Source organism: Pseudomonas sp. SWRI77 (genome assembly GCF_014269105.1).
Classification (GTDB): domain Bacteria; phylum Pseudomonadota; class Gammaproteobacteria; order Pseudomonadales; family Pseudomonadaceae; genus Aquipseudomonas; species Aquipseudomonas capeferrum.
In genome coordinates, this window is the sequence record NZ_JABWRV010000008.1 from 29,845 (window position 1) to 50,208 (window position 20,364).

17 protein-coding genes and 1 pseudogene are annotated in these 20,364 nt (G+C 61.7%); all 18 read left to right on the forward strand.

What is annotated here, in order from left to right:
* The first annotated feature begins 30 nt into the window (after positions 1–30).
* The 18 genes and pseudogenes from flgG to HU766_RS10495 all read left to right on the forward strand — a co-directional run bounded on the left by flgG (position 31) and on the right by HU766_RS10495 (position 20,364).
* On the forward strand, positions 31–816 hold the full coding sequence (gene flgG, locus HU766_RS10410) for a flagellar basal-body rod protein FlgG (protein ID WP_033699511.1): 786 nt from the start codon (positions 31–33) through the stop codon (positions 814–816).
* A gap of 48 nt (positions 817–864) precedes the next feature.
* Entirely contained in the window at positions 865–1,560 is a 696-nt protein-coding gene (gene flgH, locus HU766_RS10415; protein WP_033699509.1) for a flagellar basal body L-ring protein FlgH, read from the forward strand.
* Positions 1,561–1,566: 6 nt separating this feature from the next.
* Complete coding sequence (locus HU766_RS10420) at positions 1,567–2,682, forward strand: flagellar basal body P-ring protein FlgI (protein WP_162181145.1); 1,116 nt, start codon at positions 1,567–1,569, stop codon at positions 2,680–2,682.
* A 9-nt stretch (positions 2,683–2,691) separates the two neighbouring features.
* Complete coding sequence (gene flgJ, locus HU766_RS10425) at positions 2,692–3,846, forward strand: flagellar assembly peptidoglycan hydrolase FlgJ (RefSeq protein WP_047583436.1); 1,155 nt, start codon at positions 2,692–2,694, stop codon at positions 3,844–3,846.
* A gap of 12 nt (positions 3,847–3,858) precedes the next feature.
* Positions 3,859–5,901, forward strand: a complete 2,043-nt coding sequence (gene flgK / locus HU766_RS10430; RefSeq protein ID WP_186656252.1) for a flagellar hook-associated protein FlgK — start codon at positions 3,859–3,861, stop codon at positions 5,899–5,901.
* 13 nt (positions 5,902–5,914) lie between these two features.
* On the forward strand, positions 5,915–7,477 hold the full coding sequence (locus HU766_RS10435) for a flagellar hook-associated protein 3 (RefSeq protein ID WP_033699504.1): 1,563 nt from the start codon (positions 5,915–5,917) through the stop codon (positions 7,475–7,477).
* A 217-nt stretch (positions 7,478–7,694) separates the two neighbouring features.
* A pseudogene (locus tag HU766_RS10440) lies at positions 7,695–7,964 on the forward strand (MFS transporter); the annotation flags it as partial.
* A gap of 425 nt (positions 7,965–8,389) precedes the next feature.
* Positions 8,390–9,319 (forward strand): ketoacyl-ACP synthase III, encoded by a 930-nt coding sequence (locus HU766_RS10445; protein WP_095063733.1) that lies wholly within the window; start codon positions 8,390–8,392, stop codon positions 9,317–9,319.
* Between the two features lie 305 nt (positions 9,320–9,624).
* On the forward strand, positions 9,625–11,067 hold the full coding sequence (locus HU766_RS10450) for a flagellin (RefSeq protein WP_186656255.1): 1,443 nt from the start codon (positions 9,625–9,627) through the stop codon (positions 11,065–11,067).
* Positions 11,068–11,143: 76 nt separating this feature from the next.
* Positions 11,144–11,497, forward strand: coding sequence for a flagellar protein FlaG (locus tag HU766_RS10455; RefSeq protein WP_033699500.1), 354 nt, complete (start codon positions 11,144–11,146; stop codon positions 11,495–11,497).
* Positions 11,498–11,580: 83 nt separating this feature from the next.
* On the forward strand, positions 11,581–12,966 hold the full coding sequence (gene fliD / locus HU766_RS10460; RefSeq protein WP_186656274.1) for a flagellar filament capping protein FliD: 1,386 nt from the start codon (positions 11,581–11,583) through the stop codon (positions 12,964–12,966).
* A gap of 128 nt (positions 12,967–13,094) precedes the next feature.
* Positions 13,095–13,496 (forward strand): flagellar export chaperone FliS, encoded by a 402-nt coding sequence (gene fliS, locus HU766_RS10465; protein ID WP_033699497.1) that lies wholly within the window; start codon positions 13,095–13,097, stop codon positions 13,494–13,496.
* Between the two features lie 15 nt (positions 13,497–13,511).
* The gene (locus HU766_RS10470; RefSeq protein WP_186656277.1) at positions 13,512–13,805 is read left to right on the forward strand and encodes a flagellar protein FliT; all 294 of its coding nucleotides are present in this window, start codon (positions 13,512–13,514) and stop codon (positions 13,803–13,805) included.
* Positions 13,806–13,973: 168 nt separating this feature from the next.
* A complete protein-coding gene (fleQ, locus tag HU766_RS10475) occupies positions 13,974–15,449 on the forward strand; it encodes a transcriptional regulator FleQ (RefSeq protein ID WP_033699493.1) in 1,476 nt (491 codons plus the stop codon).
* A gap of 239 nt (positions 15,450–15,688) precedes the next feature.
* Positions 15,689–16,459, forward strand: coding sequence for a glucose-1-phosphate cytidylyltransferase (rfbF, locus tag HU766_RS10480; protein ID WP_033699490.1), 771 nt, complete (start codon positions 15,689–15,691; stop codon positions 16,457–16,459).
* Complete coding sequence (rfbG, locus tag HU766_RS10485) at positions 16,450–17,517, forward strand: CDP-glucose 4,6-dehydratase (RefSeq protein ID WP_186656501.1); 1,068 nt, start codon at positions 16,450–16,452, stop codon at positions 17,515–17,517. Before rfbF ends, rfbG begins: the two co-directional genes overlap by 10 nt.
* The gene (gene rfbH, locus HU766_RS10490) at positions 17,510–18,835 is read left to right on the forward strand and encodes a lipopolysaccharide biosynthesis protein RfbH (RefSeq protein WP_186656287.1); all 1,326 of its coding nucleotides are present in this window, start codon (positions 17,510–17,512) and stop codon (positions 18,833–18,835) included. The genes rfbG and rfbH overlap by 8 nt, the downstream gene beginning before the upstream one ends.
* A complete protein-coding gene (locus HU766_RS10495) occupies positions 18,835–20,364 on the forward strand; it encodes an N-acetylneuraminate synthase family protein (protein ID WP_186656296.1) in 1,530 nt (509 codons plus the stop codon). Before rfbH ends, HU766_RS10495 begins: the two co-directional genes overlap by 1 nt.

Sequence of the window (20,364 nt, forward strand, 5' to 3'; positions counted from 1 at the left end):
GCCGTAAAACAGGCGCACGAGGAGAACAGCATGCTTCCGGCTCTTTGGGTCGCTAAAACCGGCCTGTCCGCCCAGGACACCAACCTGACGGTCATTTCCAACAACCTGGCCAACGTCTCGACCACCGGCTTCAAACGTGATCGCGCCGAGTTCCAGGACCTGCTCTACCAGATCAAGCGTCAGCCTGGCGCCCAGTCGACCCAGGACAGCGAGCTGCCTTCGGGCCTGCAAGTGGGTACCGGTGTGCGCATTGTCGGCACCCAGAAGAACTTCACCGCCGGCAGCCTGCAGACCACCGAAAACCCGCTGGACATGGCGGTCAACGGCCGTGGCTTTTTCCAGATTCTGCAGCCCGATGGCACGGTTTCCTACACCCGTGACGGCACCTTCCACCTGAACTCCGATGGCCAGATCGTCACGGCCAACGGTTTTGCCCTGGAGCCTGCGGTGGTCGTGCCGAACGACGCGCAGACCTTCACCGTCGGCCAGGATGGCACCGTGTCGATCACCACTGCCGGCAACCCGGCGGCCCAGGTCATCGGCAACATCCAGACCGCTGACTTCATCAACCCGACCGGCCTGCAGGCAATCGGCGACAACCTGTTCCTGGAAACCGCCGCCAGCGGTGCGCCGCAAGTCGGTACCCCAGGCCTGAACGGCTTCGGCACCACCCTGCAGCAGACCTTGGAAAACTCCAACGTCAGCACCGTGGAAGAGTTGGTGAACATGATCACCACCCAGCGTGCCTACGAGATGAACTCCAAGGTCATCTCCACCGCCGACCAGATGCTGTCGTTCGTCACCCAGCAGCTGTAACACCCTGAACCTGATCCACGTAGCCCAGTTACACCGTGAGGTAGCGTCATGAATCGTCTGTTGTCCGTCTTCGCCCTGGGGGGGGCGGTGTTGCTGGCAGGTTGCGTCGCGCCGACGCCCAAGCCCAACGACCCGTACTATGCGCCGGTGTTGCCGCGCACCCCGTTGCCGTCGGCGGCCAACAACGGTTCGATCTACCAGGCCGGTTTCGAGCAGAACCTGTACAGCGACCGCAAGGCGTTCCGGGTCGGTGACATCATCACCATCACCCTCAACGAGCGCACCTCGGCCAGCAAGAACGCCGGTTCGCAGATCCAGAAAAACAGCAAGGCCGACATCGGCCTCAGCTCGTTGTTCGGCAGCACACCCAACACCAACAACCCGTTCGGCGGCGGTGACCTTTCGCTGGAGGCCGGCTACAGCGGCGAACGTGCCACCAAGGGCGACAGCAAGGCCACCCAGGGCAACACCCTGACCGGTTCGATCACCGTGACCGTGGCCGAAGTGCTGCCCAACGGCATCATCGCCGTGCGCGGCGAGAAGTGGCTGACCCTGAACACCGGCGAAGAGCTGGTGCGCATTGCCGGCATGATCCGTGCCGACGACATCGCCACCGACAATACCGTGCCGTCCACCCGCGTGGCCGATGCGCGCATCACCTATTCGGGGACTGGCTCGTTTGCCGATGCCAGCCAGCCCGGGTGGCTGGACCGCTTCTTCATCAGCCCGCTTTGGCCTTTCTGAGTACGGATGACCATGTTCAACGTGAGGCAGCTGATTGCCGCAACCCTGCTCCTGTCCTGTGCCTTCGCGGCCCAGGCCGAGCGCTTGAAGGACATCGCCAGCATCTCTGGCGTGCGTTCCAACCAGTTGATCGGCTATGGCCTGGTGGTGGGGCTCAACGGCACGGGTGACCAGACCACCCAGACGCCGTTCACCCTGCAGACCTTCAACAACATGCTGTCGCAGTTCGGCATCAAGGTGCCGGCCGGTTCCGGCAACGTGCAGTTGAAAAACGTCGCGGCGGTGTCGGTGCATGCCGACCTGCCCGCCTTTGCCAAACCCGGCCAGGTGGTGGACATCACCGTTTCGTCGATCGGTAACTCCAAGAGCCTGCGCGGCGGCAGCCTGCTGCTGACCCCGCTCAAGGGTATCGACGGCAACGTCTACGCGATCGCCCAGGGCAACCTGGTGGTCGGCGGCTTCGATGCCGAAGGCCGCGATGGCTCGAAGATCACCGTCAACGTTCCGTCGGCCGGGCGTATCCCGGGCGGCGCCAGCGTCGAGCGGGCCGTGCCGAGCGGGTTCAACCAGGGCAACAGCCTGACCCTGAACCTCAACCGCCCAGACTTCACCACCGCCAAGCGCATCGTCGACAAGGTCAACGAACTGCTCGGCCCGGGCGTCGCCCAGGCCTTGGACGGTGGCTCGGTACGTGTCAGTGCGCCGATGGACCCAAGCCAGCGTGTGGATTACCTGTCGATCCTGGAAAACCTCGAGATCGACCCGGGCCAGGCAGTGGCGAAAGTCATCATCAACTCGCGTACCGGCACCATCGTCATTGGCCAGAACGTCAAGGTGTCGCCAGCCGCGGTGACCCACGGCAGCCTGACCGTGACCATTACCGAAGACCCGATCGTCAGCCAGCCGGGGCCGTTCTCCAATGGCCAGACTGCCGTGGTGCCACGCTCGCGGGTCAACGCCGAGCAGGAAGCCAAGCCGATGTTCAAGTTCGGCCCAGGGACCACGCTGGATGAAATCGTCCGCGCGGTGAACCAGGTTGGCGCGGCGCCCAGCGACCTGATGGCGATCCTCGAAGCCCTGAAACAGGCCGGCGCCTTGCAAGCCGACCTGATCGTGATCTGAGGACGCAGGATGAACAGCAAAAGCCTGGTATCCGGCAGCGTCGACAGCGGCGCCTACACCGACCTCAACCGCCTCAACTCGCTCAAGCACGGCGACCGCGACAGCGAAGCCAACGTGCGCAAGGTGGCCCAGGAGTTCGAATCGCTGTTCATCAGCGAAATGCTGAAGGCCTCGCGCAAGGCCAGCGATGTGCTGGCCGCCGACAACCCGATGAACACCGAGACGGTCAAGCAGTACCGCGACATGTATGACCAGCAGCTGGCGGTGAGCATGTCCCGCGAGGGTGGCGGTATCGGCCTGCAGGACGTGCTGGTGCGCCAGTTGACCAAGAGCAAGAGCACGGCAGGCGCCAGCAGCCCGTTTGCGCGCGGCGAGGGCAGTGGCCCGGCGCTGTGGGGCAACAAGGTGGCTGAGCCGGTGCATGCCACCGAGTCGGGTGCCACCCGCAACGACGTAGCGGCCCTCAATGCGCGGCGCCTGGCGCTGCCGAGCAAGCTCACCGACCGCCTGCTGGCCGGCATCGTGCCGTCGGCCGCGACCAGCAACGGCGCCGCCGTGCCGGCCCGTGACGGCCAGCAAGTGGCCAAGGCCTTTGCCGTGCCGGAAAACGGCCTGCGCATTGTCGGGCGTGCCGTGGCCCAGCCGCCGCTGGCGCCGAACAAAGCCTTCAGCGACAGCGACACGTTCGTGGCGACCATGCTGCCGATGGCCGAGCAGGCCGCCAAGCGCATCGGTATCGACCCGCGCTATCTGGTGGCCCAGGCGGCGCTGGAAACGGGCTGGGGCAAGTCGGTCATGCGCAACACCGATGGCAGCAGCAGCCACAACCTGTTCGGCATCAAGGCCAGTGGCAACTGGCAGGGCGAGCAGGCGAGGGCGATCACCAGCGAATTCCGTGATGGCCAATTCGTCAAGGAAACGGCGGCGTTCCGCTCGTACGATTCCTACCAGGACAGCTTCCATGACCTGGTGAATCTGTTGCAGGGCAATTCCCGCTATCAAGGTGCGCTGGACGCGGCCGATAACCCTGAGCAGTTTGCAAGAGAGCTGCAAAAGGCAGGTTATGCGACTGACCCGGGCTATGCGAAGAAGATCATCAGCATCGCCCAGCAAATGCAAGCAACCCCTCAATACGCCATGGCTGGCAGAACCACGAATCTATAAAAGGACTAAATCATGTCGAGCCTGATTTCGATCGGCCTGAGTGGCCTGAGTGCCAGCCAGGCGGCATTGTCGGTTACCAGTAACAACATCGCCAACGCCGCCACCAGTGGCTATTCGCGCCAGCAGACGATCCAGGCCGCAGGGGCCTCGCATAACATCGGCGCGGGCTTTCTCGGTACCGGTACTACGCTGTCGGATGTGCGCCGTATCTACAGCGCTTACCTGGACAACCAGCTGCAGACCGCCACCTCGCTGCAGGCCGACTCGGTCGCGTTCCAGGACCAGATCACTAGCGTCGACAAGCTGCTGGCTGACCGCGACACCGGTATCAGTTCGGTCCTTACCGCGTTCTTCTCGGCCTTGCAGACGGCGGCGGCCAAGCCCGGCGACGTTGCTTCGCGGCAGTTGCTGCTGACCCAGGCGCAGACCTTGAGCAACCGCTTCAACGCGGTGTCCAACCAGCTCACCCAGCAGAACGAAACGATCAACTCGCAGCTCGATACCATGGCGGGGCAGGTCAACAAGCTAACGGCCAACATCGCCGAGTACAACAAGCAGATCTCTGCAGCGACGGCCACCGGCAATACCCCCAACAGCCTGCTGGATGCGCGCAGCGAAGCGGTTCGCCAGCTCAACGAGCTGGTCGGCGTGACCGTGCAGGAGCGCGACGGCAACTACGACGTCTACCTGGGCAGCGGCCAGTCGCTGGTCACCGGCAACAAGGCCAACACCCTGTCGGTGCAGCCGGGGGTTGCCGACAAGAGCCAGGCCAGCCTGCGCATCAACTATGAGTCCTTCAGCTCTGACGTGACCTCGGTGGTGAGCGGTGGCGCGATCGGCGGCCTGCTGCGCTACCGTCAGGACGTGCTGACGCCGTCGATGAACGAGCTCGGCCGCGTCGCCCTGGTAGTGGCTGACAGCATCAACAGCCAGCTGGGCCAGGGCCTGGATGCCAATGGCCAGTTCGGCAGTTCGCTGTTCTCCAGCATCAACAGCGCTACCGCCATCGCCCAGCGCAGCCTGGCGTCGTCGAACAACAGTGCAGGGTCTGGCAACCTGAATGTGAGCATTGCCGACAGTGGCGCGCTGACCACCTACGACTACGAGGTGAAGTTCACCAGCGCCAACCAGTACAGCGTGCGCCGCTCCGACGGCACCGACATGGGCAGCTTCGACCTCAATGCCGACCCGGCACCGGTGATCGACGGCTTCAGCCTGGCGCTGAAAGGCGGTGGCCTGGCGGCAGGCGACAGCTTCAAGGTAATCCCCACCCGTGCGGCGGCAGGCAGCATCACCACTGCCCTGACCGATGCCAACAAGTTGGCGTTCGCCGGGCCGGTCAGCGCCACGGCGGGTAGCGGCAACAGCGGCACCGGCACCATCACCCAGCCTACCCTGGGCGAATCGCTGGACATCTACGGCGGTGCCGATACCGCGTTGATCCAGCAGTCGATTCGCAACTCGATGCCGGTACGCGTGGTGTTCGACGCCGCCAACGGTGGCTCCCAGGGCTACAAGCTGTTCGATGCCAAGGGCACTCAGATCGGCACCGGCAGCGTGGTGCCTGGCCAGGACAACAAACTGGCCGTGGCCGTACCCATGCTCGATGCGGCGGGTAATCCAATCCTCGATGGCAGCGGCAACCCGCGCACCTTCAGTGTCGAAACCACGATCGGCGGCAGCCCGGCGGCGAATGACAGCTTTACCCTGTCGTTCAATGCCGACGGCAAGGCAGACAACCGCAATGCCACGGCGCTGCTCGACCTGCAGACCAAGTCGACGGTGAACACCGGGTCTGGTGGCGGCACCAGCTTCACCTCGGCCTATGCCTCGCTGGTCGAGCGCGTGGGCGCCAAGGCCAGCCAGGCTGCCATCGACACCACCGCGACCGAGGCGGTCATCAAGTCCGCCAGCGAGAGCCGCAGCGCGGTTTCCGGGGTCAACCTCGATGACGAGGCGGCGAGCCTTGTGAAGTTCCAGCATTACTACACGGCGTCGTCGCAGATCATCAAGGCGGCGCAAGAAACCTTCAGCACCCTGATCAATGCTTTGTAAGGAGTAGACTCTCGTGCGTATTTCCACTGCTCAGTTCTACGAGTCCAGCGCCACTAGCTACTCCAAGAATTTCTCTGGCATGAACAAGACCAACGACCAGGTCACCTCGGGTATCCGTATCCAGACGGCGGCCGATGACCCGGTCGGCGCAGCGCGCCTGCTGCTGCTGCAACAACAGCAGGCATTGCTGGACCAGTATGGCGGCAACATCAATACGGTGAGCAATGCCCTGCTGCAGGAGGAGAGCGTGCTCTCCACCGTCAACGACGCCATGCAGCGCGCCAGTGAACTGGCGATCCGTGCGGGTGGGCCTGGGGTCACCGACTCCGACCGCGTGGCCATCAGCACCGAGCTCAAAGAGATCGAAGCCAACATCTTCGGCCTGCTGAACTCGCGCGATGCCAATGGCGACTACATGTTCGGCGGCTCCAAGAGCACTTCGCCACCCTATGTGCGCAACTCCGACGGCACCTACAGCTACCACGGTGACCAGACCCAACTGAGCCTGCAGGTGTCCGACACCCTGAACCTGGCGACCAACGATACCGGCTTCAGCGTATTCGACTCGGCCAGCAACAAGAGCCGCACCCAGTCGACGCTCTTGGTGCCGGCCACCGACGATGGCGTGGTCGGGGTGTCGCCAGGCTTGATGACCTCGAGCAGCAGCTATAACAACAACTTCACTGCAGGCCAGCCCTACAAGCTGACCTTCACCAGTGCGACCCAGTATGTGATCACCGACAGCACTGGCCGCGATATCACCGCTGAAACCGCCACCAACGGTCACTTCGACAGCAACACCGAAGGCGCCAACCGCATCGCCTTGCGTGGCGTCGAGTTCGAAATCACGGTCACGCTGGAAGAGGGCGCCGATGCCGACGCTTCGGTGGCGGGGCGCGAGTTTTCCCTGGCGGCGCGGCCGGATTCGTTCAACACCACCCGCAGCGCCGGCAACACTTCCAGCGCCCAGGTCACCAGCAGCACCGTAAGCGACGAGGCGGCCTACCGCAGCACGTTCCCCAGTAACGGTGCGGTGATCAAGTTCACCGGGCCCGGCAGCTACGAGTTCTACGCGCAGCCATTGACGGCTGACAGCAAGCCTGTGGCTACCGGTACGTTCACGGCGCCAGCCTTGACGGTGGCGGGTGTGACCTACCAGGTATCCGGTTCGCCGGAGGCGGGTGACCAGTTTGCCGTTACCGCCAACACTCACCAGAACCAGAACGTACTGGAAACCCTCAGCCAGCTGCGCGCTGCGCTGGATACGCCGGTCACGGGCACAGGCCAGGCCAACTCGCTGAAGGATGCTGCGGCTTCGGCCATCGCCAACCTGGCCAGCGCCCGTGAGCAGGTCGATGTCACCCGCGGTTCGATCGGTGCCCGTGGCAACTCGCTGGAGATCCAGCGCCAGGAGAACACCAGCCTGGGCCTGGCCAACAAGACCACCCAGAACGCCATCGGCAACACGGACATGTCGCAGGCTGCGATTACGCTGACCTTGCAGCAAGCCATGCTCGAAGCTTCGCAGCTGGCTTTCTCGCGCATTTCCCAATTGAGCCTGTTCAACAAGCTCTGATCCGCTGCTGCCCCTACAGGCTCGCACAATCCTTGTGTGGCCTTGCCGGGGCGCCGGACCGGTCGGAATGGGGCGCGTAGCGGCCCCGGCGATTTTTGCTGCGCCACAGAACCTGGGGCCGCTACGCAGCCCTTTTGCGACGCAAGGCCGCTCCTACAAACGGCCACTCAGCGGCCCAGGGGCAACGCCACGCCAATCACGGCGAACAAAGTCCCGCAGCATGCTGGCGCCGGTGGCGCTGCTGATCGGGCTGACTTCGCCTGGCCTCAGCGTGATCGGCCTGGCGCTGACAGGCGTGCTGTTGGGCTTCGCGGTACAGATGAACGCGGTGTACATGACCAGCATCTTTCTGGGCGGGGCGTTGGGCTCGGCGGTGGCCAGTGCGCTGTTTGCCGAGTTCGGCTGGCAGGGGGTAGCGCTGGTGGGCGCCGGGTTGCCTGGGGTGGCGCTGATCGTGTTCCTCATCCAGGCCCGGCGGGGTTTGTAGGAGCGGCCTTGCGTCGCGAAAGGGGCGCGTAGCGGCCCCAGGTTCTGTGGCGCAGCAAAAATCGCCGGGGCCCCTACAGGCTCGCACAATCCTTGTGTGGCCTTGCCGGGGCGCCGGACCGGTCGGAATGGGCCGCTGCGCAGCCCATTCGCGACGCAAGGCCGCTCCTACGGGGATCTGTGCCTGCCTGGTCACTCCTCGAATTCCTCAGTCTCCACGCCCGGCGCACGGCTTTCGTAGCATTTCAATGTGACCAATGAGTCAAAACGCTCATCTTCCCTGTATTCTATGCAGCAGCTGTTGCAGCATTTTGTTACCGGTGCGCAGGCGAGCTCTGCTTTCAACCCTTGGCGGTGACGCTCCGGTATTTGGCGCCCTCAATTCATCGAGTGGTGGTCTTTGGCTGTTTTCATTGGGAAGCCAGAATGATTGGCATCAAAAGCATCGCGAGTTACGTGCCCACCGCTGGCCTGGACAACTATGTCCAGGGTGCGAAGTTCGGCAAGGACGAAGAGTTCATGTTCGGCAAGATCGGCGCGTCGTTCTTGCCGCGCAAGGCCGAAGAGCAGGAAACCTCCGACCTGTGCGTAGAGGCCGCCCAGGCCCTGTTCGCCAGCAACCCTGACCTTGATCCGCAGTCGATCGATGCGCTGATCGTGGTCACGCAGAATGGTGATGAAGAGGGCCTGCCGCACACCGCTGCCATCGTCCAGAGCAAACTTGGCCTGTCTACCCGCGTGGCGGCGTTCGACGTGTCGCTGGGCTGCTCCGGCTACGTGTATGGCCTGTACGCCATCAAGGGCTTCATGGAAGCGGCAGGGCTGAAGAACGGCTTGCTGATCACCGCCGACCCGTATTCGAAGATCGTCGACCCGGAAGACCGCAACACCACCATGCTGTTCGGTGATGCCGCCACGGCCACCTGGATGGGTGAAAACGCGGTGTGGAACCTGGGTGAAGCGCGTTTCGGTACTGACGGCTCCGGTGCCGAGCACCTTAAAGTCACTGACGGCAAGTTCTTCATGAACGGCCGCCAGGTGTTCAACTTTGCCTTGGTCAAGGTGCCGGCGCACCTGCACGAACTGCTGGATGCCAGTGGTCTGACGTCGGCGGATATCGACGCCTTCTGTATTCACCAGGGCAGTGCGGCGATTGTCGATGCCGTGGCCCGGCGCTTCGAAGAGCAACACCCGGAGAAGTTCGTCAAGGACATGCTGGAAACCGGCAACACCGTGTCGTCCAGCGTGCCGCTGCTGTTGCAGAAGCACATGCTTGACGGCAGCTGGAAGCGTGTGGCGATCAGCGGCTTTGGTGTGGGCTTGTCGTGGGGTTCGGCCATCCTGTATCGCGACTGATTGCTCGCAGACCCCAAAAAAGCGCCCGGCGGCCACCGCCTGGCGCTTTTTTTATGCCTGCAGAAAAACCGCTCTCGTGGTGGTGCTGCAAGCCGTTATCTGGCGCATTTCATAAGGTTTTTGACGCCAATAAAATGCCCTTAAGCCCTTGAATTTCCAAGGGTGGCCGCTTGCCAGTATTTTTTTTTCGAAAAAGCCCTCAAGCAACCCGCGCACCCGACGATAACTATTACGAAGGTTCTCTAGGCCAAGCCGGCGGTTGCCAAGGCCGGAAGCCGCAGTACCCATCCAACGAGGATTTCGTCATGGCTTTAACTGTAAACACCAACATTGCGTCGATCACTACTCAGGGCAACCTGACCAAGGCGAGCAACGCTCAGACCACTTCGATGCAGCGTCTGTCCTCGGGTCTGCGTATCAACAGCGCTAAAGACGACGCTGCTGGCCTGCAGATCGCCAACCGTCTGACCAGCCAGATCAATGGCCTGGGCCAGGCTGTGAAGAACGCCAACGACGGTATCTCGATCGCCCAGACCGCTGAAGGTGCGATGCAGGCTTCGACCGACATCCTGCAAAAAATGCGTACCCTGGCTCTGTCCTCGGCTACTGGCTCCCTGAGCGCTGACGACCGTAAGTCGAACAACGACGAATACCAGGCCCTGACCGCTGAGCTGAACCGTATCTCGGAAACCACCACCTTCGGTGGCCAGAAGCTGCTGGACGGTTCGTACGGCACCAAGGCCATCCAGGTCGGCGCCAACGCCAACGAAACCATCAACCTGGCCCTGGACAACGTTTCCGCCAAGAGCATCGGCTCGCAGCAGATCAAGTCGGGCACTATCTCGCCAAGCGCCAGCGGCGTCGCCGCAGCCGATCTGGTTGTCACTGGCAACGGTCAGAGCAAAACCGTCAGCTACGATGAGGGCTCTTCGGCCAAAGACATCGCTGCCAAACTCAATGGCTCGATCGGTGGCCTGACTGCTACTGCCAGCACCGAAGTCAAACTGGCTGTTGCCAGTGGCGCTGCAGCTACCCCTGCCAACTTCGATTTGACTGTTGGTGGCAGCACCGTCAGCTTCATCGGTGTTACTGACACTGCAAGCCTGGCTGACCAGTTGAAGTCCAACGCCGCCAAGCTGGGTATCAGCGTCAACTACGACGAATCGACCAAGAGCCTGTCGGTCAAGTCGGACACTGGCGAAAACCTGGCCTTCACCTCCAAAGCCGGCGCAGACGCCATCTCGGTGGGTGCGCGCAACGGCAGCGGTGATTTCCCAGGTACTCTGACCACGCTTTCCGCTACCCTTAACGACAAATCGACTGTCACTGGCCAGATTTCTCTGGACTCCGCCAAAGGTTACTCGGTCGCTAACGGTGCAACCGGTACGGGTGCTACTGACCTGTTCGGCGCGGCGTCCAAGTCCTCGGATAAAACCACCATCGCTGATACCGATGTTACCGACGCCGTCAACGCCCAGAACGCTCTGGCCGTCATCGACAAGGCCATTGGTTCGATCGACAGCGTCCGTTCGGGCCTGGGTGCTACCCAGAACCGTCTGCAAACCACCGTCGATAACCTGCAGAACATCCAGAAGAACTCCACCGCTGCCCGCTCCACCGTGCAGGACGTGGACTTCGCTTCGGAAACTGCCGAGCTGACCAAGCAGCAGACCCTGCAGCAGGCTTCGACTGCGATCCTGTCGCAGGCTAACCAGCTGCCATCTTCGGTCCTGAAACTGCTTCAGTAATTCAGGCGCCTGAGTAAAGGGTGAAAGGGCGCGTTTACGTGCCCTTTCACCCTTTTTGGCATGAGGAGTTCGAAACATGGACATGAATGTCAAGCTGAGCCAGGTGTACCCGTCTGTGTTACCCCAGGCGCCAGTCGCTGACCGGGACCCGGTAGTGCCTGCCAAAGTGCAGGAGGCTGCTGCTGCCCCCGACAGTCAGCCGCACTCGCGCGAAGACCTGGAGAAGGCGGTTGGCGAGATTCGTGATTTCGTCCAGTCGAGCCAGCGTCAGCTGGACTTTTCCATTGATGATTCCACGGGGCAGGTTGTGGTCAAGGTGATCGCCACCCAATCAGGTGAAGTGATTCGCCAGCTCCCGTCGGAAACAGCGCTGAAGCTTGCACAGAGCCTCAGTGAAGCCGGCAGCCTGCTGTTCACTGATCAGGCATAGGCTGGCATGATTTTTGTTGCTGTTATCTATTTGATGGATTTATCCGCCAAGGATCCGGCAGCTACTGAACAAGGAGAGCAATGATGGCAGGTACAACAGTCAGCGGTATTGGCTCGGGCATTGATACCCAGGCGATTGTCGATTCCCTGGTAGCCGCGCAGAAGGCGCCGAAGCAGGCGCAGATCAATACCCAAACGCTGAAGGCAACCACCACGTTGTCCTCTATCGGCAAGATTCAGTCGGCCCTGGATGCCTTCCGCGGCGCCTTGACCAACATGACCGACACCAACAGCTTCGGCGGTTTGAGCCTGAAGTCTTCGGATGAGAAGGTCGCGACCGTCACCATGGGTACCGGTGCTGCCAACGGTTCGTTCAAGTTGATTGTCGACAAGTTGGCGACTGCTTCGAAGATCTCGACCAAGGTCTATGCGAACGGCGCGGGCTCGGTAGTCAATGCCGGTAGCACCCCGACCACCTTGACCATTCGTCAGAATGACAAGAACTACGATCTGAGTGTTCCTGCCGGCGCAACACTGCAGCAGGTGCGCGATAACATCAACAGCCAGTTCGGCGTGGCGGGCCTCAGCGCCAACGTGCTGACGGATGCCAATGGCTCGCGTTTGATCATCACCTCGACCAAGATGGGTGAAGGTTCCGACATTACGCTGCTGGGCGATTCAGGCATCGATACGGGCTATACCGTTGTCGATGAACCGGCGGACGCTGAGTACACGCTCGACGGCATTGCCATGAAGTCCAAGACCAATGACATCACCGATGCCGTCAGTGGTCTGAACATCAAGCTGATCGGTACTTCACCGAAAAACGCTACCAGTGGCGAAGTGACCGCTACCATCCTTTCGTTGAGTACCAGTTCCGCGACGTTGAAGTCGGGCCTCAAGGGTTTCATCGATACCTACAACGCCTTGCTCAATGTGATGAACGCAGAAACCAAGGTCACCAAGAATGCCAACGGCACCATGACCGCTGCCGCGCTGACCGGTGATGCCGCGATGCGCACGTTGATGTCCTCCATTCGTGAGGAGCTCAATGCGGTGTCGGGCAATGGCACCTTGAAATCGCTTGCGGCCTTCGGTGTCACCTCGGCCCAGGATGGCGGTGCGCTGAGCCTGGACGACAAGAAATGGGACAAGGTTGCCTCGACTAATGCGGCAGACCTGACCAGTATTTTCAATGGCAAGGACGGCTTGCTGGCGCGCCTGCAGAAGGTCACCGAGCCATTCGCCAAAGCCGCCACTGGCTCCCTCGCCGAGCGCTCCAAGACCCTGAGCGAGAGCCTGACCAAGCTCAAGAGCGAGCAGGACTCGCTGGATGCTCGTATGGAAGCCCTGCAGAAAAGCCTGCAAGACAAGTACAACAACATGGATACCCTGGTCACTCAGTTGCGTCAGCAGCAGAACTCGGTGCTGAGTACCCTCAACGCACTGAACAAATCGAGCGACGATTGATCAGTGGGCGGTGCGTGAAGCCCGGGCGTGACGCCCGGCTTCATGTCATCGGCCGGTAAAGTTTTCCGCCTTTTGCCCGATACAGGGAATATCACCCCCCTTTAGCCTGCCCGTCACGAGGTCGCAAGATGAATCCCATGAGAGCCCTTCGTCAGTACCAGAAGGTCAATTCCCATGCCCAGATTTCCGAAGCCACGCCGCATCGCCTGGTGCAGATGCTGATGGAGGGTGGCCTTGATCGCATGGCGCAAGCCAAGGGTGCAATGGCCCGTGGCGACATCGCGGAAAAGGGGCTGATGCTCGGCAAGGCGATCGACATCATCATCGGCCTGCGCGATGGGTTGTTGCCTGAAAAGAGCGAAAACCCGGAGTACGTCGAAAAGCTCGACGCCCTTTACGTCTATATGACCAACCGCTTGATGCAGGCCAACGTCGACAACGATGCCGGCATTATCGACGAAGTTGCCCAGCTGCTGATTACCGTGAAAAGCGGTTGGGACGGCATCGCCGACGCCCAGCCCGCCAGCTGACGGAAGGAGATTACCGTGACCGCACTGCAACGCCTCGATGACACCTGTGATGCCCTGATCGGTGCCTTGGGTGAGCGTGACTGGGATGCCATTGCCAAGCTGGATGTGGCGTGCCGTGCGTGCATTGACGAGGTACTGGAAACCCACGCGATGGACCAGACGTTGCTGCGCGGAAAGCTGGAAGGGGTGCTGCGGGTCTACCGCAACCTGATCGATGTGACAACCGGTGAACGCCAGGCAATTGCCGAAGAGATGATGCAGATCAACCAAGCGAAAAATGCTTCGAAGGTTTATCATCTGTTCAGTTAATATGCGCACAACTGAATAAAAGGCGCCATAAATTTGACTGTTTGGGCCTTTTTGACTTTACTAGTGGCTGTTTTCGAATTTCAGACGTCCGAACACTGACCATTCAGTCGGAATGATGTCGAGCATGCCCTTGCAGGGCGCCGATATGACTAGGGAAGTTGCTATTGCATGTGGCGTGAAACCAAGATTTTGCTGATCGATGACGACAGCGCGCGCCGCCGCGACCTTGCGGTGGTGCTGAACTTTCTCGGCGAAGAGAACCTCGCTTGCTCAAGCCAGGACTGGCAACAGGCGGTCGAGACGTTGTCCTCGAGTCGTGAAGTGCTGTGCGTGCTCATCGGCGCTGTAAACGCTCCGGGCAATCTCCTAGGGCTCGTTAAGACAGTGGCGGGTTGGGATGAGTTCCTTCCTGTTCTGCTTTTAGGTGAAATTTCTTCTGCCGAGCTCCCGGAAGACCTTCGTCGCCGGGTACTGTCCAACCTGGAAATGCCACCAAGCTACAGCCAGCTGCTGGATTCGCTGCACCGTGCCCAGGTCTATCGCGAGATGTACGACCAGGCCCGCGAGCGTGGCCGCCAGCGCGAACCCAACCTGTTCCGCAGCCTGGTCGGCACCAGCCGTGCCATCCAACACGTGCGGCAGATGATGCAGCAAGTGGCCGATACCGACGCCAGCGTGCTGATTCTGGGTGAGTCCGGCACCGGCAAGGAAGTGGTGGCGCGCAACCTGCACTACCACTCCAAACGCCGCGAAGCGCCGTTCGTGCCGGTCAACTGCGGCGCGATCCCGGCCGAGCTGCTCGAAAGCGAACTGTTCGGCCACGAGAAGGGCGCCTTTACCGGGGCGATCACCAGCCGTGCCGGGCGTTTCGAACTGGCCAACGGCGGTACCCTGTTCCTCGACGAAATTGGCGACATGCCGTTGCCGATGCAAGTCAAGCTGCTGCGTGTGCTGCAGGAGCGTACGTTCGAGCGCGTGGGTAGCAACAAGACCCAGAGTATCGACGTACGCATCATCGCTGCGACGCACAAGAACCTCGAGAGCATGATCGAGGACGGCACCTTCCGCGAAGACCTGTACTACCGGTTGAACGTGTTCCCCATCGAGATGGCGCCGCTGCGTGAGCGGGTAGAAGACATCCCGTTGCTGATGAACGAGCTGATTTCGCGCATGGAGCACGAAAAGCGCGGCTCGATCCGCTTCAATTCGGCTTCGATCATGTCGCTGTGCCGCCACGGCTGGCCGGGCAATGTGCGCGAGCTGGCCAACCTGGTCGAGCGCATGGCGATCATGCACCCGTACGGGGTGATTGGCGTGTCCGAGCTGCCGAAAAAATTCCGCTACGTCGATGACGAAGACGAGCAGATGGTCGACAGCCTGCGCAGTGACCTGGAAGAGCGCGTGGCAATCAATGGCCACGCGCCGAACTTCAGCAACCCTGCGATGCTGCCGCCTGAAGGGCTGGACCTGAAGGACTACCTCGGTAGCCTGGAGCAGGGTCTGATTCAACAGGCGTTGGACGACGCCAACGGTATCGTTGCGCGCGCGGCTGAACGTTTGCGCATTCGCCGTACCACGCTGGTGGAGAAAATGCGCAAGTACGGCATGAGCCGCCAGGGCGGCGAGGACCAGGCGGAGGATTGACGCCTGGGCCGGGGTTTTCGCCTCGGTTTTTCTGTCGCCCATTAGTTGAGCGCCGCCCATGCGACGCTCAATTTCCTCCCTGTCACACATCCCAAGCCCTGCCTCGATTCCCTTCGCCTATAAAACCGATTCCGCAGCGAATGCCAGCATAAAGCAGGCATGCGTTTTGCTTTGCATAGCATAAAGGGCCAGGGGTCAGTTTTTTGTCACCCCTCCGACCAATGCGGACAAACAGCATAATGAAAGCAGTCATTCTGGCCGGTGGGCTGGGCACACGCATCAGCGAAGAATCCCACCTGCGCCCAAAGCCGATGATCGAGATAGGCGGCAAGCCGATCATCTGGCACATCATGAAGATCTACTCGCACTACGGTATCAACGACTTCGTCATTTGCCTGGGCTACAAGGGCTATGTGATCAAGGAGTACTTCGCCAACTACTTCCTGCACATGTCGGACGTCACCTTCGACATGGCGGAAAATCGCATGGATATCCATAACCGCCACGCCGAACCTTGGCGGGTGACGCTGGTGGATACCGGGGAAAACACCGCCACCGGTGGCCGCCTGAAGCGTGTCCGCGACTATGTTGGCGATGAAACCTTTTGCCTGACTTACGGCGACGGTGTGTCCGACGTCGATATCCCCCAACTGATCGACTTCCACCGGCAGCACGGCAGGCTGGCCACCGTTACCGCCGTGCAGCCGCCGGGGCGTTATGGCGCGCTGGATGTGCAGGGCGAGCAGGTACGTGGCTTCCAGGAAAAACCTTTGGGCGACGGCGGCTGGATCAATGGCGGCTTCTTCGTGTTGGAGCCGGCCGTGCTCGATTACATCGAAGGTGACGACACCACCTGGGAATACGAGCCGCTGCGTCGTCTGGCCAAGGAGGAGCAGCTGATGAGCCACCTGCACCGTGGCTTCTGGCAGCCGATGGACACCCTGCGTGATCGCATGCTGCTTGAAGAACACTGGAAAAACGGCGAAGCAGCATGGCAGCTATGGCGCTGAACCCGGCATTCTGGGCTGGGCGCCGAGTCCTGCTGACCGGGCATACCGGCTTCAAGGGCGGCTGGCTGGCCGTCTGGCTGCGCCAGCTTGGCGCCGAACTGCGCGGCTTTGCCTTGCCTGCCGCGACCACGCCATCGTTGTGGCAGGCCGCGCAGCTGCAGCAGCAGATAGCCGGCGATTTCGCCGATATCCGTGATGCTTCGGCCCTGGCTGGTGCCTTGAAGGATTTCCAGCCGGAGGTGGTGCTGCATCTAGCGGCTCAGCCGCTGGTGCGCGAATCCTATCGTGCGCCAGGCGACACCTACGCAACCAACGTCATGGGCACGCTCAACCTGCTGGAGGCCGTGCGTGCCACGCCTTCGGTACGCGCGGTGCTGGTGGTGACCACCGACAAATGCTACGACAACCGCGAATGGCCCTGGCCCTACCGGGAACAGGACGCCCTAGGCGGCTTCGACCCCTATAGCAGCAGCAAGGCCTGTGTCGAACTGCTGTGCGCGAGCTACCGCGATTCGTTCTTGCGTACCTCCGGCGTGGCCCTGGCCACGGCGCGCGCTGGCAACGTGCTAGGGGGCGGGGACTGGTCTGCCGAGCGCTTGCTGCCGGATATCTTGCGTGCCTGGGAGGATGGCCAAGAGGTGATCTTGCGGTATCCCGATGCGACGCGCCCCTGGCAGCACGTACTCGACCCGCTGATGGGCTATCTGCAACTGGCGCAGGGCTTGCTGACCGATGCCGAGCGACACGCCGCAGCCTGGAACTTCGGCCCTGACAGCGCAGGGCTGGCCAGCGTCGGCGAGATCGTCCGGCGCCTTGCCGAACGTTGGCCAGGCGAGGCGCGCTGGTCGGTGGCCGGCGATGCCCAGCCGCACGAAGCCGGCCTGCTGGCGCTGGACTCCAGCAAGGCGCGGCAGATGCTTGGCTGGTCGCCCCGCTGGTCGCTGGATGACACCCTGAAACAGACCCTGGACTGGCATCTGGCCTGGCGCGCAGGGCGTGATATGAACATCGTTACCCGCGAGCAGATCGCGGTTCACCAAGGCGGATCCCATGAGTGACAGTACGGCGCAGCAGTTGCGCCAACAGATTGCCGAACTGGTCGGGCGCTATGCCGATCTGCAGATGGCGCCGAAACCCTTCGTGGCGGGGCAGAGCAGCGTTCCGCCTGCCGGCAAGGTGATCGGCGCGGGCGAACTGCAGGCGATGACCGAGGCCGTGCTGGATGGCTGGCTGACCACCGGGCGCTTCAACGAGGCGTTCGAGAAGCGCCTGGCCAAGTACCTGGGCCGTCGCTGCGTACTCACCACCAACTCGGGTTCGTCGGCCAACCTGCTGGCGTTTTCCGCGCTGACCTCGCCACGTCTGGGCGACCGCGCGATCAAGCCCGGCGACGAAGTGATCGGCGTTGCCGCCGGTTTCCCGACCACCGTCAACCCGATCCTGCAGTTTGGCGCGGTACCGGTGTTCGTCGATGTCGAGATGGGCACCTACAACATCAACCCGGCGCTGATCGAAGCGGCCATCGGCCCGAAGACCAAGGCCATCATGCTCGCCCATACCCTGGGCAACCCTTTCGACCTGGGCGTGATCCGCGCCCTGTGCGACAAGTACGGCCTGTGGCTGATCGAAGACTGCTGCGATGCCCTGGGCTCCACCTACCAGGGGCGCATGGTCGGCACCTTCGGCGATATCGGCACGCTCAGCTTCTACCCGGCGCACCACATCACCATGGGCGAGGGTGGGGCAGTGTTCACCGACTCGCCGTTGCTCAAGCGCATCATCGAGTCGTACCGCGACTGGGGCCGCGATTGCTACTGTGCGCCCGGCGAGGACAACACCTGCAGCAAGCGTTTCTGCTGGAAACTGGGTGGCCTGCCGCAAGGCTACGACCACAAGTACACCTACTCGCACCTGGGCTACAACCTGAAGATCACCGACATGCAGGCCGCCTGCGCGCTGGCGCAGATGGACCGGGTCGATGATTTCGTCGCTGCGCGTAAACGCAACTTCGGCTGGCTCAGCGAGCGCCTGGCCGGTTGTGCGGACCAACTGATTCTGCCCCAGGCCACCCGCGACAGTGACCCCTCCTGGTTCGGCTTCCCGATTACCCTGCGCGACGGCAGCGGCGTGAAGCGCCTCGAGCTGTTGCGTTACCTGGATGAACAGGGCGTGGGTACCCGCCTGCTGTTCGCCGGCAACCTGACGCGCCAGCCTTACATGCAGGGGCTGAACTACCGGGTTTCCGGCGAACTGCCGGTCACCGACAAGATCATGAACGACACGTTCTGGATCGGCCTCTGGCCGGGCTTGAGCGATGACCATCTGGAACATGCGGCCAGTCACATCGAAACCTGGCTCAATCGAGGAACCCACTGATGAGCACTGCCTCTTCCGCCAACACCGGTACGTTGTTCGACAAACCGCTGTTCATCCTCGAAATGGCCAACAACCACATGGGCGATGTGGCGCATGGCGTGGCGCTGATTCGCGCATTTGCCGAGGTGTGCAAGGCGTTCCCGTTTCGCTTTGCCTTCAAGCTGCAATACCGTGACCTGGATACCTTCATTCACCCGGCGATGCGCGGCCGTGACGATGTGAAGTACATCAAGCGTTTCGGCGAGACACGTTTGTCCCGTGAGCAGTTCGATACCCTGGTGGCGGAAATCCGTGCCAACGGCTTTCTTTGCCTGTCCACGCCGTTCGATGAGGCATCGGTAGGCGTGATCGAAGAGCAGGGGCTGGATGCGATCAAGATCGCCAGTTGCTCGATGAGCGACTGGCCGTTGCTGGAACGCGTGGTACAGACTCAGCAGCCGCTGATCGTCTCCACGGCCGGTTCGACCCTGGATGAGCTCGATCGTCTGGTCAGCTTCCTGGCCCACCGGGAAAAGAGTTTCGCCATTCTGCATTGCGTAGGGGAGTACCCGACCCCGGATGCCAACATGCACCTGTCGCAGGTGGATTTTCTGCGCCGGCGCTACCCTGACGTGCGCGTGGGCTTTTCCACCCATGAAAACCCGGACAACACCGATATCGTCAAGATCGCGCTGGCCAAGGGCGCGCGTATTTTCGAGAAACACGTCGGCTTGCCCACCGAGCAATTCCCCATCAACGCCTACTCGGCAAGCCCTGAGCAGGTTCGGCGCTGGCTGGAAGCGGCGCAATATGCCTTGTTGCTGTGCGGTGAAGGCGAGCAGCGTCTGCCGGTGAACGAGAGTGAACGCGACAGCCTGCGCTCCCTGCGTCGTGGTGTGTTTGCGCGCAGGCCCATTGCCGCGGGTGAGGTGGTACAGGCAGACGACGTGTATTTTGCCTTCCCGCCGCAAGACGGGCAGGTCACTGCCAACGACTGGTCGAAGTACGCCACCTTCACTGCCCAGGCGGATATCCCTGAGCATGCCGCACTGAGCACGCAGAACAGCACGCGGCGTGATGTGCGTGACAAGGTCTGGGCGATTGTCCAGCAAGTGCGCGCACAGTTGAGCGGCAGCCATGTAGTGGTGCCGGGGCGGGTCGACCTGGAGATCTCCCACCACTATGGCCTGGAGCAGTTCGACGAAATCGGTTTGACCATGCTCACGGTGGTCAATCGCGGCTACTGCAAGAAACTGCTGATGCTGCTGCCAGGCCAACAGCACCCTGAGCAATACCACAAGCGCAAGGAAGAAACCTTCCACGTCCTGCATGGCGAGCTGACGCTGCAGCTGGACGGTGTCAAGCGGGTCTGCCGTCCGGGGGATGTGGTCACCGTCGAGCCGGGTGTTCGCCATGCCTTCCACAGCGAGGGTGGGGCCATTATCGAAGAGCTGTCCTCCACGCATTTCAGCAATGATTCGTTCTATACCGACGAAGCGATCAATGCCAATCGCGACCGTAAAACCCTCTTGAGCTATTGGATGGACTGA

Coding starts and splice junctions, on each gene's coding strand:
- rfbH (WP_186656287.1), top strand. CDS start 17,510: ATGAGTGACAGTACGGCGCAGCAGTTGCGCCAACAGATTGCCGAACTG.
- flgK (WP_186656252.1), top strand. CDS start 3,859: ATGTCGAGCCTGATTTCGATCGGCCTGAGTGGCCTGAGTGCCAGCCAG.
- fleQ (WP_033699493.1), top strand. CDS start 13,974: ATGTGGCGTGAAACCAAGATTTTGCTGATCGATGACGACAGCGCGCGC.
- flgJ (WP_047583436.1), top strand. CDS start 2,692: ATGAACAGCAAAAGCCTGGTATCCGGCAGCGTCGACAGCGGCGCCTAC.
- HU766_RS10455 (WP_033699500.1), top strand. CDS start 11,144: ATGGACATGAATGTCAAGCTGAGCCAGGTGTACCCGTCTGTGTTACCC.
- flgG (WP_033699511.1), top strand. CDS start 31: ATGCTTCCGGCTCTTTGGGTCGCTAAAACCGGCCTGTCCGCCCAGGAC.
- HU766_RS10450 (WP_186656255.1), top strand. CDS start 9,625: ATGGCTTTAACTGTAAACACCAACATTGCGTCGATCACTACTCAGGGC.
- fliS (WP_033699497.1), top strand. CDS start 13,095: ATGAATCCCATGAGAGCCCTTCGTCAGTACCAGAAGGTCAATTCCCAT.
- fliD (WP_186656274.1), top strand. CDS start 11,581: ATGGCAGGTACAACAGTCAGCGGTATTGGCTCGGGCATTGATACCCAG.
- HU766_RS10445 (WP_095063733.1), top strand. CDS start 8,390: ATGATTGGCATCAAAAGCATCGCGAGTTACGTGCCCACCGCTGGCCTG.
- HU766_RS10420 (WP_162181145.1), top strand. CDS start 1,567: ATGACCATGTTCAACGTGAGGCAGCTGATTGCCGCAACCCTGCTCCTG.
- HU766_RS10495 (WP_186656296.1), top strand. CDS start 18,835: ATGAGCACTGCCTCTTCCGCCAACACCGGTACGTTGTTCGACAAACCG.
- rfbF (WP_033699490.1), top strand. CDS start 15,689: ATGAAAGCAGTCATTCTGGCCGGTGGGCTGGGCACACGCATCAGCGAA.
- flgH (WP_033699509.1), top strand. CDS start 865: ATGAATCGTCTGTTGTCCGTCTTCGCCCTGGGGGGGGCGGTGTTGCTG.
- rfbG (WP_186656501.1), top strand. CDS start 16,450: ATGGCGCTGAACCCGGCATTCTGGGCTGGGCGCCGAGTCCTGCTGACC.